The following is a 15,097-nucleotide window of genomic DNA, read 5'->3' on the forward strand; positions in this document are numbered from 1 at the left end:
ATAGAAAATCCATTTGCAAAAGATACCCAGCCATTTAAAGGCAGAATAAATTCCTTCTTTTGCAAATTCTGAAATGATATCTTCTAAAAAACGCATTATTTAAAAAAACCAACTCGCCACCATAATCGCGGTAATCACACAAATCAGATCCACCAATAGCATCATACCCAAAGTGTAACGCGTGTTTTTGATGTTAATCGAACCGAAATATACCGCAATCACATAGAAAGTCGTTTCGGCACTGCACTGGAAAATACAGCTTAATCTTCCGGTAAATGAATCCGGTCCGAAACTGCGCATCGCGTCAATCATGAAGCCTCTCGATCCTCCAGAACTGAACGGACGCAGCATCGCTACCGGTAAAGAATCGGTGATTTCTTTGGCGACTCCGATTTGCGCAAACGTAAACGAAATTCCATTACTGATGATTTCAAACAAACCGCTGTTTCTGAAGAATGAAATGGCTACCAGCATTCCCATCACATACGGAAAAATTTTAACTCCGGTGTTCAAACCATTTTTAGCGCCATCGACAAAGGTGTCGAAAATGGTCGTGTCTTTTTGGGTGAATTTTTTTTCATTATAGAATGAGAAGATTAGGGTAAAACCAATGATGGCCACCAACATCAAACCGGATAAATTGCCCGTAAAGAAGTTTTTCCCGATTAAATCCAATCCGTTGATATAGAAAAGTAGTCCGGCAATTGCTGCCAAAATAGTGGTCAAAGCAAGAACTAGGGAAGCGCTTTTAAAGTTGATTCTTTGTTTGATTCCTACCAACAAGAAGGCGGCGATGGTTCCCACAAAAGAAGTGATAATACATGGCAGCATTACATCGGCTGGGTTCGAGGCATTTTCGGCGGCTCGGTAGCCAATGATAGACGTTGGAATCAATGTAAGTCCGGCGGCATGAAGACACATGAACATAATTTGGGCATCGCTGGCTTTGTCTTTTTCGGGGTTGATGGTCTGTAAACTCTCCATGGCTTTTAATCCGAATGGCGTGGCTGCCGAATCCAGTCCCAGAAAATTAGCTGCGAAATTCAGCGTCATATAGGAAATCGATTCGTGGTTTTTAGGAATGGTCGGGAACACTTTGGCGAAAACCGGACTCAATTTTGTGGCAAGTCTTTCGGCAGCTCCTGATATGATTAGCAATTCCATCAAGCCACAGAAGAACGCCAGGTAGGCTATTAAAGGTAAGATCAGATCCAGCAGACTGTTTTTACAAGTCGGCAATAAACCATCTGATTTTTGTACGCCACTGTAAATTTTAACTGTTTGGTTTTTATATACATATGTGGTGTCCAAGTCGGTTTCTACTTTATTGATGACAATTGTGTTCTCCGGTGCTTTTTCGATGCTGTCTTTGATAAAAGCAGGAACTTCTTTCAGGTATTTTTCGGAGATTAACAGCGGTTCGTCTTTTTTGCCGTTCAGCACATAATCAATTGAATAACTGCTGCCGGAAAATAAACCGATAATCACAAAGGCAATGGAGGAAATAAAAATCGCTAGCCAGAATCTGCTTAATACCATACTTTATATTTTTCGTAAATGTAATTATTTAGGGGAAAAGACACAATCAAAGCTAAAAGTTTGCAATGACCCTAGCCCCGATAGTAACGGCATCCTTTTTTGCTTTAACGGAAATTTCGCCGAAGGTGATATGCAAAAAAGATTACTTCGTCAGTTCGCTTCGCTCGAGATAGTGGATAGCGGGAAATCAAAGATTCAACGTAGTTAAATAGCTCCTAAACATGAATAACCTCCTCGTCAATCAGCAAATCGTCCCGTCTGAATTTCAGGAAAATCTGGGCTACGGCCACCACATCTTTTTCGCAATAGGTGATGATGCGGTCGATGTCTTTTTCGACGTAAAAGGTGTGTGCCACTTCGCTGCCGTCGATATCGTCTTTTGGAGACGGAATTCCCAACACATTGGTAAGTAATTTCAACGAAGTAAAGGTTTTATAATCGCCGAATTTCCACAGTTCCATGGTGTCCAGGTGCGGTACTTCCCAGGGTTTTTTTCCGAAGAGATTCAGCTTTTGCGGAATCTGGATGCCGTGAATCAGCATGCGACGGGCAATGAACGGGAAGTCGAATTCCTTGGCATTATGGCCGCACAACAGATGCTGCGGCTGGTTGAAATGATTGTTCAATAAGTTGGCAAAGTCTTTCAGGATTTTGGTTTCTTCCCCAAAAAAGGAAGTCACGCGGAAATGGCGAATGTCACTTTTCAGGGTAAAATACCCAACGGAAATGCAGACAATTTTTCCAAATTCCGCCCAAATCCCGGCGCGTTCGTAAAATTCTTCTGGGGTATAATCGTCTTTGCGTTGGTATTGTGTTTTGGTGGCAAATAGCTCCTGTTTTGTTGTGTCTAAAACGCTGAAGTTTTCAGTTTCAGGAACGGTTTCAATGTCCAGAAACAAGATGTTGTCTAAATTTATTTTTTCAATCATGGCGTTTGGATTCGATTCAGTCTGTTTGGTTTGTATATGAAAAATATTACAAATAAAATGATTTATTTTCGCTTTTCCAACATTTTGTAAGCCTCATTAAAATATACGTACAAGTCGTTACTGTGCGGGTCTTCTTCGGTCTGTAATCCTTTGATGTGTCCTAAACGTACGATTATCACGTTGTCTTCCGGAACCACGATTACAAATTGGCCCAGGTGTCCGCGCATGTAAAATAATTGTTTGCCGTTGATTTTATGCAGCCAGAATCCGTAACCGTATTGCGGACTGTTTGCGAAACGAGGTGTGATGGACTTCGCCACAAAAGCGCTGTCTAAAACCTGTTTGTTGTTCCATTTCCCAAAATCCCGGTACAGTTTTCCGAAACGGGCGAAATCTCTGGCGTTGCTGGCAATACAGCAGTAGGCTTTTTCAATGCCGTCTTTGTTGTGGTCCAGTTGCCATAGGGCATCGTTTTCGGCGCCCATCGGTTGCCAGAAATTCTTGGAGACATAATCTGAAACGTATTCGCCTGTGGCTTTTTCGATGCACATGGCCAATAGTTCGGTCGCGCCGCTTAAATATTTGAAAGATTGTCCCGGTTTTTCGTTTATTTCCAATCCCAGTATCACTTTCTTTAAATCATTATCGAAATAGGCGCGTGTTACGATGGAAAACGGACTGTAATATTTCTCGTCCCAGCTTAATCCTGACGCCATCGACGACAAATCGCCCACGGTAACTTCCTTCGCGTATTTTCCTTTCAGTTCCGGAAAAAAGTCGGTTACCTTTTGGTCTAAACTTTTGATTCTGCCTTCCATGATCGCTTTGCCCAACGCAGCCGAAACAATACTCTTGGCCATAGAAAACGAATTGGATTTGGAATTTTTATCATATCCATCATAATAAGCTTCGTGCCAGATGCTGTCATTCTTGATGATAACATAGGCTACAGTGCCCAGTTCTTTGTGGGTTTTTTCAAGTTCTTCAGTGGCGGGAACCGTATTGTAATCTTTGGCCATGGCCCATGGTTGTCCTGTACCCTTTTTGATTTCACGGTTTGGGAAATGGGTGTAATCGTCCAAAAAGGCCGTGGTGTACCCTCTGAAATAGATGGTTCGCACAGCGCGAAACAGGTAATCTACATCGAAAATATACATTAGGATAACAATGGAAGCCACAATGATGCAAAACCATTTCAGGAAGCTTTTCAGAAATTTCATAGGTTGGGTTTTAAACTGCGATTGCAACGAATTTACACAAATTCGGCTTATGTTTTTTATTTTTTTGGAGCGAATGGGAGTTAATTACGAATTACGAATTGGAAATTACTTTCGGTATATAAGAATATTTCGCTTTTCAAAGTTTTTCAGAAGAACAGTTATCAATCATGTAAATGAATCTGTCGTTCAGTCGTAATCTGTAATTTGAAATTCGTAATTTAAAAAAGACTTTGTTGTTTTTCCGGATTCTCATGTTCCAATAGCCATTTTTTACGCCATAATCCTCCTGCATAACCGGTTAACGATCCGTCGGAACCAATTACGCGATGACAGGGAACGACTACCCATAAGGGGTTTTTACCATTGGCAGAAGCTACGGCTCGGATGGCTTTGACATCGCCCAATTTCTTGGAAAGATCAAGATAGGAAGTGGTTTTTCCGTATGGAATTTCCAATAGCGCTTTCCAGACTTTCTGTTGGAATTCGGTTCCTTTTGGATTTAACTGAAAAGAGAATTCGGTTCGTTTTCCTTCAAAGTATTCCTGAAGCTGTAGTGCCGCTTCCTGTAATGACTCGGGAATGGTAATCGAAACATCGCCTTCGGATACTACCGAAACTACTGCAATACCATCGGTATCTCCCTGAATTTTGGTAATGCCCAAAGGCGATTGTATAAAAGCGGTTTCCATGTGATAAAACTACGGAATTAATCGTCGGTGTCCAATTCAAAAATTTCGTTGACGGGCTTTTCGAACAGTTTGGAGATTTTCAGTGCCAATACCGTTGAAGGAACATATTTTCCGGCTTCAATCGCGTTGATGGTCTGTCGGCTTACCCCGATTTTTTCTGCCAGTTCCGCTTGAGTAATATTGGCGATGGCGCGCTGTACTTTTACGTTATTCTTCATCGGTAGAAATTTTATTGGTTTTGTAAAGCATCCAGTTGAAACGTACGATGAAAAATATTAGTAAAGAAGCGATATTAACTAATAAGGCTGTAAAAAAGGATTCTCCATAAATGAAGATAATGGAAATTAACAACATGGCATAATTGAAATAGGTAGCCCAAACCAAACTTTCCAGTCTGATTTTTTCAACCATTTCGTCTTCGTTTTTTTCTTTCGAAAAGGCGGTCAGTAAGCCCCCTATGATTAAGCCTCCCATTAAAATTTCATCGGTAATGTTGTTTTCAACAAAGCCAAAATAAATTGTTCCGCTTCGAGAAAAGCTATTATGAATGAAGCAAAATACATTGACATTTAAAAAATTCAATTCCAAAGTAGTGCAAAGACTGATAAGTGACAGTATTGCGAATGGAATAAAAAGTAACCACCCAATTTTTTTAAAACGATGCGGAAATAAAAATTTTGTTTTCATAATTAAAATGAATTTAGAATTACAGGACAAATGTAAAACATAATTAACAAAAAGACAAATAAACTTTACATTTTGTAAAATAAAAATGTCCTCAAAAGAGGACGAGTGGTTTTATTTTCCGAAACTCATGATATAGGTTTCCAACGCTTTACGTTCTTCGTCGGTGAGGGCTTTTGTAATTTTAAAGTTAGCCTTCATCGTATTGTATTCCGCAGGGACTACAATAGGGCCGCTTTTTTCGGTTAAGAAATCAGGTATGCTTCCTCCTTTTTCTTTATACGTTTTAGCTATCAGGGCCAAAGGCGGTCCTACTAATTTCTCATTAGGCTTGTGACAGGTATGGCACGTACCTCTTCCTTCAAAAATCTCTTTTCCTAAATCGAAAGAAACTTCTTCAGCTGATTTTTTTACTTCAGGATATAGAGGCTCTTCTTCTTTCTCTTTTTTTTCTTCTTTACCGCAGGATACCAACATCTGCGAACTGATCAGTAAAATCATTATCAGCGTGCGAAAAATGATTGTATACTTTTTCATTTTCTTAACTTTTTAACGTTAAAAACGTCTCTCAAAGTTAAGAAAAAACTGCGAGAATCTGCCGTGAAGAATCTTATTTGTTCAATAAGATTGCCGCTTCTTTGGCGAAATAAGTAGAGATTAAACTCGCGCCCGCACGCTTGATACACATCAGTTGTTCCATCATGATTTTGTCGTGATCCAGCCAGCCTCTTTCGGATGCCGCTTTAATCATCGCATATTCTCCCGATACGTGGAATACCGTTACCGGAACATTCACTGCGTTTTTCACTTCGCGTACAATATCCAGGTACGCGATTCCCGGTTTTACCATAACCATGTCGGCACCTTCTTCCACATCCATAAGTGCTTCTTTCACGGCTTCGATGCGGTTGGCATAGTCCATCTGATAGGTTTTCTTGTCTTTCGGGACTTCGATTTCGGCTTCTTTTGGAGCACTGTCTAACGCATCACGGAATGGTCCGTAAAATGCTGAAGCATATTTTGCCGAATAGCTCATAATCCCAACATTATGAAAACCTGCCTGATCCAAACCTTCTCGCAAACGCACTACACGTCCGTCCATCATGTCGCTCGGTGCCACGAAATCCGCTCCGGCCTGTGCATGGGAAACAGCCATTCTAACCAAAGCATCTACGGTTTCATCATTGGCAATGTCGCCATTTTTGATGATTCCGTCATGACCGTAAATTGAATACGGATCTAACGCTACATCCGGCATCACGATCATTTGCGGACAGGCCGATTTGATGGCTTTGATGGCTTGCTGCATCAACCCGTTTGGATTCCAGGCCTCTTTTCCGGTATTGTCCTTTAAATCGTCGTTGACTTTTACGTAAATATTCACCGCACGGATGCCCAATGCGAACAATTCTTTTACTTCTTCCACGGTTAAATCAATCGAACGGCGGTAAATACCCGGCATGGAAGGGATTTCCACTTTTACGTTTTCGCCTTCAGCTATGAACATCGGAAACATGAAATCCGCCGGACTTAAACTTGTTTCGCGAACTAAACTTCTTATCGATTCGTTGACTCTTAGTCTTCTGCCTCTGTGTAATGGGAACATATATTTTAGCTTTTAGCTGTCAGCGTTAAGCCATCAGCTTGGTTTAACTTATAATTAAATCCAATCAACTGGATTTTCCAATACTTTAATTAATTTTTCTTCTTGGCTTCCCGTTTCCGGATGATGGTCGTACACCCATTGCACATGTGGCGGTAAACTCATCAGTATGGATTCGATTCTTCCGTTTGTCTTTAAACCGAATAAAGTTCCTTTGTCGTGAACTAAATTGAATTCGACATAACGGCCACGTCGGATTTCCTGCCAGGTTCGGTTAGCTTCTGTATAGGGTAAATCTTTTCTTCTTTCCACAATTGGTAAATAAGCCGATAAGAAACTGTTGCCGACTTCGGTAACGAAATTGAACCAGTTTTTCATCGACATTTCCTCAGAGGCTTTCAAATGGTCGAAAAACAATCCGCCAATACCTCTTGCTTCGTCTCGGTGTGCGTTCCAGAAGTACTCGTCGCATTGTTTTTTGAACTTCGGATAGAATTCCGAATTGTGTTTGTCGCAAGCTATTTTACAGGTTTGATGGAAATGTTTTGCATCTTCCTCAAACAGATAATAAGGCGTTAAATCCTGTCCGCCGCCAAACCACTGGTTCACAATGTTACCTTCTTTATCGTACATTTCGAAATAACGCCAGTTGGCATGGACGGTCGGTACCATCGGGTTTTTCGGATGGATTACCAAACTCAATCCGCAGGCAAAGAAATCGACTTCACCCACACCAAAATAGGTCTGCATGGCTACAGGCAGCGCTCCATGTACGCCCGAAATGTTCACGCCGCCTTTTTCGAAAACATTACCGTTTTCAATCACGCGGGTTCTTCCGCCGCCGCCTTCGGGACGTTCCCACAAATCCTGACGGAATTTTGCTGTACCATCCAAATCTTCCAAACCTTTGCAGATTTGATCCTGGAGCGTTTGGATATATTGATAGAATTGTTCTTTCATTTGCTGCTGACTGTATACTGCGACTGCCTACTGATTATATTCTTTAACGGCCTCCACAAACGCCTTGGCGTGATCTACCGGGATATTCGGTAAAATTCCGTGACCAAGGTTTACGATGTATTTGTCTTTTCCGAATTCGTCAATCATTTCGTGAACCATTTTCTTGATAGTCGGAATTGGCGACAATAATCTTGAAGGGTCAAAATTTCCTTGTAAGGTGATGTTGCCTCCGGTTAAATAACGTGCATTTCTGGCAGAACAGGTCCAATCCACACCCAAGGCAGATGCTTTGGATTTCGACATTTCGTTTAAGGCAAACCAACATCCTTTTCCGAAGACAATCACTTCGGTTTCATCGGCTAAAGCATCAACAATCTGATTGATGTATTTCCATGAGAATTCCTGATAATCGGTCGGCGATAACATACCACCCCAAGAATCGAAAATCTGAACGGCATTTACGCCCGATTTTACTTTTTCCTTTAAGTATAAGATGGTTGTATCGGTAATTTTCTGCAATAAGGTATGGGCAGCTACCGGATTCGAAAAGCAGAATCCTTTGGCAGTATCAAAACTCTTCGATCCTTTTCCTTCCACGGCATAACAGAAGATGGTCCAAGGTGAACCGGCGAAACCGATTAATGGCACTTCGTCGTTCAGCATTTCTTTGGTCAGTTTGATGGCATCCATCACATAACCTAACGATTCTTCAATATTAGGGATGAACACTTTTTCCACCTGTTCCATCGAACGGATCGGATCTGGGATAATCGGACCCAGATTGTCTTTCAGTTCCACATGGATGCCCATTGCTCTCGGAACCACCAAAATATCGGAGAACAAAATAGCAGCATCCGGTTTTACGATTCTGATGGGCTGTACCGTGATTTCGGCCGCCAATTCCGGAGTTTCACAACGGGTAAAAAAATCGTATTTGTCGCGCAAGGCACGGAATTCCGGTAAATATCTTCCCGCCTGACGCATCATCCATACCGGTGGTCGTTCTACGGTTTCTCCTTTTAAAGCTCTTAAAAATAGGTCGTTTTTTAACATAGTTTCTTTATAATTGCAAAGTGGCTAAGTTGCAAAGTTTTATTTAAATTCGTTGATACATTGAATAATCGTGTTCTCAATTGTTGGTTGATTGGCGATTATGATATTTTTGATTCCCAATCGGTTTGCTGCTTCCGCCGTGGTATTTCCAATGCAGAACGCATACTCCTTGCTGATTATATTTTCTTTCAGGTAACTTTCCACGCCGGACGGACTGAAAAATAAGATACCGTCGGGTTTGATGTCCATCCTTTGCGGGGTGAGTACCGTTTCGTATACCGTAATCTCATTGAAAACCACTTCGGCTTCCTTCAATGCTTCCGGTAATGTGTCGCGACGAAGATTTCCGCTGAAAAATGTGTATTGGTTGTTCGGATACACCAATGTGATGATTTCCGCCAGATCTTCGGCATAGCCGGTATGGGCTACGACATTGAAACCATTCGCTTCCAGTAAGTTTTTTGTTTTGATGCCTACGCAAAAAACGTCTTTTGATTTCAGTTCATTGATTTTCGGATGCTTTAAAATGCTTTCTACACCATTCTGGCTTGTGAAAATCAGTGTGTCATTAACATTTTTTAATTCAAATGCAACAGGTTTGGTAGAGATGAAATCCGCTTCAACAACTGAAAAACCGGCATTCAAAAGATACTGCTTCTGGTTGGGTAACAGTTTTTTTGTGGACAATATGCGGATTGAGTCGCTCATTATTTTTTCAGTTTCGATTTGATTTCTGCCATTAATGCGGTTCCGCCGTTATCCAGTATTTCTTTGGCACAATTGAATCCGAGTTTTTTCCATTCCGAGATATCAAAAGAACGGTCGATTTCGATTTTTTGTTGGCCGTCAATCGAGAATAAAACCCCTTTGAAATGAATAGTGTCGTCGGTTTCGTCATATATTGCCAAAGCGCCAATCGGAGCGGTACAGCCACCTTCCAAGGTTCTTAAAAACTGGCGTTCGATGTAAGTACAGATTTCAGTTTCAATATGGTTTAATTGAGCCAAGGCATCCAGGGTAAATTCGTCGTTTTCCATCGCTACAACTACCATAGCACCTTGTGCAGGTGCCGGAATCATCCAATCCAAATCGATGCAGGTTTCGGGTTTTAAGTTGATGCGTTCCAATCCGGCCGCGGCAAAAATCGCTCCGCTCCAGTCATTCTCCTGTAGTTTCTGCATGCGGGTGTTTACGTTTCCTCGTAAATCCACTGCCGTATGATTTGGATATTTGTTTAGCCATTGTGCCTGACGGCGTAAGCTTCCGGTGGCGATAGTTCCGGTTCCGTTTAAGAAGTCCAGATTGCCTTTGTGTACCAGAATGTCAACGGTATTGGCGCGTTCTAAAACGGCTGCCTGTACAATCCCTTGCGGTAAGGCAGTTGGGACGTCTTTCATGGAGTGTACCGCGATGTCGATTTGACCTGATATCATGGCCACATCCAAAGTTTTTGTGAAGATTCCGGTAATGCCTAATTCGTATAAAGGCTTGTCCAGAATAATGTCGCCTGTAGATTTCACGGCTACGATTTCTGTGGAATACCCGAGTTGCTGCAACTGGTGCTGAACAGTATGTGCCTGCCATAAGGCCAATTCGCTGTCGCGGGTTCCGATACGGATGGTTTTAGTCATTTTTTTCGGTTTCTATCTGAAAGATTTTTTCAATCCACTCGATGCTTTCATCCACCATGGTTGCATCGTCTTTAAGGTGATTGGCAAAATGGTTTGTAATTTTCTGAATGATGCGGCTGCTTATTAACTCCGCCTGTTCTTCATCAAAATTGATGAATTTTTTGCGCTGAACTGTCAGTTCTTTTTCTTTGATGTTGTTCAGCTTTTGTTTTAAAGCGTGTATAGTCGGTGCAAATTTTCTGGCTTTAGTCCAACCGATGAATTCATCTTTGATTTCTTCGATGATAGCTTCGGCAGCCGGCACGTGTTTTCTTCTGTTTTCCAGCGTTTCGTCTGTCATTTGCGATAAATGATCCATATGAATCAGTGTCACATTTTCCAGTTCCTGGACATTTTCGTTTACGTTTTTCGGAACGGATAAATCCAGAATCAATAACGGTTTTTTCAGGTTCAGGATAGCTTTGTCTATCGTTGGGTTCTGTGCACCGGTGGCGACCACCAAAACATCGGCTTTCTGAATTTCTGCCTCCAGGTTGGCGTAGTCTTTTACGATTACGTTCAGCTTACGGGCTAATTTTTCGGCTTTGTCTTTGGTTCTGTTGATTAGGGTAATCTGCTCGTGTTTGGTGTGTTTTACCAGATTCTCGCAAGTATTTCTTCCAATTTTTCCGGTTCCGAAAAGAAGGATGTTCTTATTGGAAATGTCTTCGACGTTGTTGAAGATATAACGAACCGCGGCAAAAGAAACCGATGTGGCTCCAGAAGAGATTTCAGTTTCGGTTTTGATACGTTTACTTGCCTGAATCACGGCATTGCACAAACGCTCAAGGTAATTGTTAACCAGGTTGTGGTTTTTACTCTCTACAAAACTGTTTTTTATTTGGCTGATGATTTCGAAATCACCTAAAATCTGACTGTCCAAACCTGTTCCAACGCGGAACATATGGCCAATCGCTTCGGTATTTTTGTGTACGTAGGCTACTTTTTGAAAATCTTCTATGGTTCCCTGACTGTTTTCACACATCAATTTAATCAATTGAAAAGGGTGCTGTGCAAAGCCATAAATTTCGGTTCGGTTACAAGTGGATGTAACGATTAAACTCTCGATTCCTTCCTTTTGGGCTTGTAGTAGTAAGGCTTCTTTAGCCTCGCAGTTCAGACTGAATTTCCCCCTGATTTCGGCATCTGCTTTTTTATAGCTCAATCCAACAACATAGAATGAAGCAGGCTTTGAAATTGTATTGTTTTCCATGCTTTTCACTTTTTCACTAAAAGTTAAACAAATATATTGCGAAGCCGTTTATTAAAATAACGCTGTAAGTGCTTTTTGTGTCGCTATGAGATTTTTTGTCTTTAAAATGGTTCTTTAGCGTTATTTCTTTTAAATTTGTATAAAAATCAGGTATTTTGAAAGTTTTTATTTAGAGTGATTCTAAATAAATTTTAATCATCTTTCAAAATTACTTAAAAAAAATACCGCTATGGGTTCTATGGAAGAGATAAAAATTGAAGAAGATTTTATTTTGCTTCGGTTTCAGAATGATTCGGAGGAAATGGTTCGTTTCGAACGACCTGTAAATATGGGGTTGATACAGTTTCATTTCGGATTGAAGGGAAGCGCGAAATATATCTTTAATCAGGGGAATTATTCTCTGGAATTGAAGGAAGAGAAGTCGCTTTTGCTTTATAATCCGCAAAAAGAATTACCGCTTCAGATGGAGGTTGCACCCAAATCGTGGGTGATTACCGTTCTGGTTTCGATTAAAAAGTTTCACGGTTTGTTTTCGGAACAGGCCGAGCATATTCCGTTTTTGAGTGATGAAAACCGTGATAAAAAGTATTATGGTGAAGAGAATATCAGTCCGTCAATGGCAATTGTTTTGAACCAGATGTTTAACTATTCGCTCAATCCTTCGATAAAAAACATGTATTATAAAGGGAAAGGCTATGAACTGCTGAGTTTGTTTTTCAACCGAAATGAAGATCCTAATGCCGAGCAATGTCCGTTTTTGATTGATGAAGAGAATGTGCTGAAACTCAAAAAGGCCAAAGAAATAATAATCGCCAATATGGGGGAACCACCCGGATTGCAGGAGTTGGCTGACGAGGTTGGGTTAAACCTTAAAAAATTAAAAATGGGTTTCAAGCAGATTTACGGGGATACGGTTTATGGTTTTTTGTTTGATTACAAAATGGAATATGCAAGACGTTTACTGGATTCGGGTTCGTATAATGTAAATGAGGTAGGTCTGAAAATAGGCTACAGTACGGCGAGTCATTTTATCGCCGGTTTTAAAAAGAAGTATGGGACAACTCCAAAAAAATATCTGCTTGAGAAAGCGATATAAAAAAAACACCCTCTCGGGTGTTTTTTTTATGAGTTTTATTATTTTATTCGTAATAATGGGCAATTATCTGAACTTCGTCTTTTCCGGTACCCAAATACATTTTCATTGCTCCGGCGCCACTGGCATCCGAAACAGCTAACTGTGCGGAAAACATTGGGCAGTATGTGCCAGCCGGAAGTTTTACAAAGTCTGATCCTGAATTATGGAAATTTTCATATTCCCCTTTTAAGGAATGCTTGTTGTTGTAGTACTGTCCGGTAATTCCTAATCCCCCACCTAACACGGAAGATCCTGTACTGATTTCAAAAGCCCCACCGATAAGGTTTCCGTCTAAATCGTGGGTTACCACTGGGCCAAGATAGTTTCCTTGGCGGAAGTACATTAAGGTTTGAACTACCCGAGCATTACCGTCTCCAACTCTATTGGTCCCATTTTTTTCAATATTCCAGGAAACAGAGTAGTTAATTTCGATAATAGCAGGTTGTGTCAGCGTGAAGGTCGAGTTGGGTATGTCGCGTGGCACTCCGGCATAAGTGAATCCGTCTCCGTAACCGTGTTGGGTTACTCCATTTTCACTTGAATTGCTGGTATCGTCTAAATAATTTTCAGAATCGAAAAGAATAGCAATGTTGGTAGAGGCAGAGCCGAGAACCAAATCGCCGTCAGCATTCACAAATACGCGGGAAGAATTACCAGGCCCTAAATTTTCAGGATTATTGACAAAATTTAAACCATCAACTTTTACGGTAGAATTTGAACCGCCAACGTGCAACCCCTCTTGTGGGTTTGTTGTTTTGATTCCAACCTGTGCCTGAAATGACAAGGGAATCAATGTGGCTATAAGTAGTAATTGTTTTCTCATATCAGTAGTTTTGGGTTAGTTGTAGATTCTGATTTTTAAGGTGTCTGATTTTCCGCCAATACCGACGCTTGTGAATTTTCCCAAACCATCAATTACTTCTACGAAAAAATGTAATGAATGGTTGCCTTGCGGAACGGTTGAATTCCCGTGTCCGTTAGTAAAGCAATAGCCGAGTATACCTTGTGAATGGGAAGAATAAAACTGGGCATTCAAGCCGTATTTTCTTGACAGCTCCGAAGCGTCCAGTCCGTCATTATTCAGATCAATGCAAAAATAAAACTTCAGCGTTCGTGTTGATATGTCGTTAAAAGAGGTCGAACTTACGCCTAAATCGGTACTGGACAACATTGCAGTGATGCTGTATTTTACCTCAATCAGAGCGGTTTGAGGAGAAGAAAAAGGCACAACGATAATTGAACCTGTTTTGCTTGTTTCTGTTGTGTTGTTGTTTATTATCACGCCTCGGTTGGTAGGGCCGTCCGGGATGAAATTGGAATCAGAGGTTAAAAAGTTTATGGGTGAGGTTAATCCGCCTGGCCCTGAAGCGTTAGCTCCGGAAGGTCTTATCGTGATGTTTCCCAAAGCGTCTACATATGCAGGAGAGGGTTTGATACCATCATTATATAAAGGTGAATTCACCGCGTTCAAACTTTCGATTCGTATAGTCGATGTGTTTCCGGCCACATGCAAATCAGCTGTTGGATTTGCTGTCCCGATTCCTACTTGCGCTAAAAGAGTGCAAGGAAGAAAGACTAATAGTAGTATTTTTTTCATAGCATCAGTTTTTTAGTAAAGTCTCATGAAGATGGAGTCAACATCTGTTACTAACTTTACGTAGGTTAGCAGTGCGGGTAAATTGGTAGATACTTCAGCTTTAAAATATAAAGTATGCGTACCTGGGGTTAAAACCACATAAGTAGTTGTTGAATTGTAGCCATGTCCGGTTGACGCTAAAATTTCGGGGGCCGGATAAGCAGCAGGGTTGTTAATACTATTGTTCATGTAGCATCGGTCAGACTGTCCGTATCTTCGGGTTCCTGTATCCAACGTGTAGTACGTACTTATTCTTCTGGCTGCCGCATCATTGATTTTTGCAGGTGGTGAGGCGTTGTTCTGGAAAACTTCAAAACTTATACTGTACTTTACTTCGAGAATACTTTCCCGAGCTACTGTAATCGTATATGTTTTGAAAGTTGTCTCAGCTTTACCGTCAGGGTCCGAAAAGGGTAAGTTGATAAAGGAAGTAGGGATAGTAAGGTTGTCCAGTGCGTCTTGACCGTTGCTGTTGTACAAGGGCTCCAGTATTAATTTTAATACCCCGTCGCTATCCACATAAAGCGGATAAGTTCCTGTGGGGCTTGCATTCCCTCCATTGAACTCGTTGTTGTCTTTGTCAAGACTTTCAACTCGCAGCGTTCCGACGCTGTTTTCCAGATGAAGTTTTTGTTGTGGGTTGGTTGTTCCTATTCCTACGGCGCTGGTTTGAGCCTGTAGGTAAAAACAAAGGAGCAAAGCGGTGATAATGTAGGTGTTTCTCATGCTCTTAAGGTTTTAGGGGTTAATAATTGTGGGGCTTTGT

At 41.2% G+C, this 15,097-nt stretch carries 17 protein-coding genes; 1 reads left to right on the forward strand and 16 read right to left on the reverse strand.

Features of this window, described 5'->3' with window-relative positions:
- Positions 1-99: 99 nt before the first annotated feature.
- The 13 genes from VLB74_RS01225 to hemA all read right to left on the reverse strand — a co-directional run bounded on the left by VLB74_RS01225 (position 100) and on the right by hemA (position 11,560).
- Complete coding sequence (locus VLB74_RS01225) at positions 100-1,539, reverse strand: nucleoside recognition domain-containing protein (RefSeq protein WP_325201649.1); 1,440 nt, start codon at positions 1,537-1,539, stop codon at positions 100-102.
- A gap of 215 nt (positions 1,540-1,754) precedes the next feature.
- Positions 1,755-2,468, reverse strand: a complete 714-nt coding sequence (locus VLB74_RS01230; protein WP_325201650.1) for a 3'-5' exonuclease — start codon at positions 2,466-2,468, stop codon at positions 1,755-1,757.
- 62 nt (positions 2,469-2,530) lie between these two features.
- Positions 2,531-3,688, reverse strand: a complete 1,158-nt coding sequence (locus VLB74_RS01235) for a serine hydrolase domain-containing protein (protein WP_325201651.1) — start codon at positions 3,686-3,688, stop codon at positions 2,531-2,533.
- 218 nt (positions 3,689-3,906) lie between these two features.
- Entirely contained in the window at positions 3,907-4,377 is a 471-nt protein-coding gene (locus VLB74_RS01240; RefSeq protein WP_325201652.1) for a methylated-DNA--[protein]-cysteine S-methyltransferase, read from the reverse strand.
- Positions 4,378-4,394: 17 nt separating this feature from the next.
- Entirely contained in the window at positions 4,395-4,595 is a 201-nt protein-coding gene (locus tag VLB74_RS01245; RefSeq protein ID WP_325201653.1) for a helix-turn-helix transcriptional regulator, read from the reverse strand.
- Complete coding sequence (locus VLB74_RS01250) at positions 4,585-5,064, reverse strand: hypothetical protein (protein ID WP_325201654.1); 480 nt, start codon at positions 5,062-5,064, stop codon at positions 4,585-4,587. The genes VLB74_RS01245 and VLB74_RS01250 overlap by 11 nt, the downstream gene beginning before the upstream one ends.
- Before the next feature lie 111 nt (positions 5,065-5,175).
- The gene (locus tag VLB74_RS01255; RefSeq protein ID WP_325201655.1) at positions 5,176-5,598 is read right to left on the reverse strand and encodes a c-type cytochrome; all 423 of its coding nucleotides are present in this window, start codon (positions 5,596-5,598) and stop codon (positions 5,176-5,178) included.
- A gap of 73 nt (positions 5,599-5,671) precedes the next feature.
- On the reverse strand, positions 5,672-6,667 hold the full coding sequence (gene hemB / locus VLB74_RS01260) for a porphobilinogen synthase (RefSeq protein ID WP_325201656.1): 996 nt from the start codon (positions 6,665-6,667) through the stop codon (positions 5,672-5,674).
- A 54-nt stretch (positions 6,668-6,721) separates the two neighbouring features.
- Positions 6,722-7,624: an oxygen-dependent coproporphyrinogen oxidase gene (gene hemF / locus VLB74_RS01265; protein WP_325201657.1), complete on the reverse strand. Its 903-nt coding sequence runs from the start codon at positions 7,622-7,624 to the stop codon at positions 6,722-6,724.
- A 27-nt stretch (positions 7,625-7,651) separates the two neighbouring features.
- A complete protein-coding gene (hemE, locus tag VLB74_RS01270; protein WP_325201658.1) occupies positions 7,652-8,677 on the reverse strand; it encodes a uroporphyrinogen decarboxylase in 1,026 nt (341 codons plus the stop codon).
- 39 nt (positions 8,678-8,716) lie between these two features.
- A complete protein-coding gene (locus VLB74_RS01275) occupies positions 8,717-9,385 on the reverse strand; it encodes a uroporphyrinogen-III synthase (RefSeq protein ID WP_325201659.1) in 669 nt (222 codons plus the stop codon).
- Complete coding sequence (gene hemC, locus VLB74_RS01280) at positions 9,385-10,308, reverse strand: hydroxymethylbilane synthase (RefSeq protein WP_325201660.1); 924 nt, start codon at positions 10,306-10,308, stop codon at positions 9,385-9,387. The genes VLB74_RS01275 and hemC overlap by 1 nt, the downstream gene beginning before the upstream one ends.
- Positions 10,301-11,560, reverse strand: a complete 1,260-nt coding sequence (hemA, locus tag VLB74_RS01285) for a glutamyl-tRNA reductase (RefSeq protein ID WP_325201661.1) — start codon at positions 11,558-11,560, stop codon at positions 10,301-10,303. The genes hemC and hemA overlap by 8 nt, the downstream gene beginning before the upstream one ends.
- A 229-nt stretch (positions 11,561-11,789) precedes the next feature.
- Between hemA and VLB74_RS01290 the strand changes: the two genes are divergently transcribed.
- Positions 11,790-12,656 carry a helix-turn-helix transcriptional regulator gene (locus tag VLB74_RS01290; protein WP_325201662.1) on the forward strand — a complete coding sequence of 289 codons (867 nt, stop codon included), beginning with the start codon at positions 11,790-11,792 and terminating at the stop codon, positions 12,654-12,656.
- Positions 12,657-12,699: 43 nt separating this feature from the next.
- Here the strand turns inward: VLB74_RS01290 and VLB74_RS01295 are convergent, their stop codons facing one another.
- From VLB74_RS01295 to VLB74_RS01305, 3 genes are read right to left on the reverse strand one after another with little or no spacing between them, the layout of a single operon-like run.
- Complete coding sequence (locus VLB74_RS01295; RefSeq protein WP_325201663.1) at positions 12,700-13,518, reverse strand: hypothetical protein; 819 nt, start codon at positions 13,516-13,518, stop codon at positions 12,700-12,702.
- A gap of 15 nt (positions 13,519-13,533) precedes the next feature.
- Positions 13,534-14,292 (reverse strand): hypothetical protein, encoded by a 759-nt coding sequence (locus VLB74_RS01300; protein WP_325201664.1) that lies wholly within the window; start codon positions 14,290-14,292, stop codon positions 13,534-13,536.
- A gap of 12 nt (positions 14,293-14,304) precedes the next feature.
- Positions 14,305-15,057, reverse strand: coding sequence for a hypothetical protein (locus tag VLB74_RS01305; RefSeq protein WP_325201665.1), 753 nt, complete (start codon positions 15,055-15,057; stop codon positions 14,305-14,307).
- Positions 15,058-15,097 lie beyond the last annotated feature (40 nt).

Origin of the sequence: Flavobacterium sp., from assembly GCF_035456225.1 — a bacterium.
GTDB lineage: Bacteria > Bacteroidota > Bacteroidia > Flavobacteriales > Flavobacteriaceae > Flavobacterium.

What these genes read in the sequence shown, in the direction of transcription:
- VLB74_RS01295 (WP_325201663.1), bottom strand. Translation starts at nt 13,518, where the DNA reads ATGAGAAAACAATTACTACTTATAGCCACATTGATTCCCTTGTCATTT.
- VLB74_RS01230 (WP_325201650.1), bottom strand. Translation starts at nt 2,468, where the DNA reads ATGATTGAAAAAATAAATTTAGACAACATCTTGTTTCTGGACATTGAA.
- VLB74_RS01225 (WP_325201649.1), bottom strand. Translation starts at nt 1,539, where the DNA reads ATGGTATTAAGCAGATTCTGGCTAGCGATTTTTATTTCCTCCATTGCC.
- VLB74_RS01290 (WP_325201662.1), top strand. Translation starts at nt 11,790, where the DNA reads ATGGGTTCTATGGAAGAGATAAAAATTGAAGAAGATTTTATTTTGCTT.
- hemA (WP_325201661.1), bottom strand. Translation starts at nt 11,560, where the DNA reads ATGGAAAACAATACAATTTCAAAGCCTGCTTCATTCTATGTTGTTGGA.
- hemE (WP_325201658.1), bottom strand. Translation starts at nt 8,677, where the DNA reads ATGTTAAAAAACGACCTATTTTTAAGAGCTTTAAAAGGAGAAACCGTA.
- VLB74_RS01245 (WP_325201653.1), bottom strand. Translation starts at nt 4,595, where the DNA reads ATGAAGAATAACGTAAAAGTACAGCGCGCCATCGCCAATATTACTCAA.
- VLB74_RS01300 (WP_325201664.1), bottom strand. Translation starts at nt 14,292, where the DNA reads ATGAAAAAAATACTACTATTAGTCTTTCTTCCTTGCACTCTTTTAGCG.
- hemB (WP_325201656.1), bottom strand. Translation starts at nt 6,667, where the DNA reads ATGTTCCCATTACACAGAGGCAGAAGACTAAGAGTCAACGAATCGATA.
- VLB74_RS01240 (WP_325201652.1), bottom strand. Translation starts at nt 4,377, where the DNA reads ATGGAAACCGCTTTTATACAATCGCCTTTGGGCATTACCAAAATTCAG.
- VLB74_RS01305 (WP_325201665.1), bottom strand. Translation starts at nt 15,057, where the DNA reads ATGAGAAACACCTACATTATCACCGCTTTGCTCCTTTGTTTTTACCTA.
- hemC (WP_325201660.1), bottom strand. Translation starts at nt 10,308, where the DNA reads ATGACTAAAACCATCCGTATCGGAACCCGCGACAGCGAATTGGCCTTA.
- VLB74_RS01250 (WP_325201654.1), bottom strand. Translation starts at nt 5,064, where the DNA reads ATGAAAACAAAATTTTTATTTCCGCATCGTTTTAAAAAAATTGGGTGG.
- VLB74_RS01255 (WP_325201655.1), bottom strand. Translation starts at nt 5,598, where the DNA reads ATGAAAAAGTATACAATCATTTTTCGCACGCTGATAATGATTTTACTG.
- hemF (WP_325201657.1), bottom strand. Translation starts at nt 7,624, where the DNA reads ATGAAAGAACAATTCTATCAATATATCCAAACGCTCCAGGATCAAATC.
- VLB74_RS01275 (WP_325201659.1), bottom strand. Translation starts at nt 9,385, where the DNA reads ATGAGCGACTCAATCCGCATATTGTCCACAAAAAAACTGTTACCCAAC.
- VLB74_RS01235 (WP_325201651.1), bottom strand. Translation starts at nt 3,688, where the DNA reads ATGAAATTTCTGAAAAGCTTCCTGAAATGGTTTTGCATCATTGTGGCT.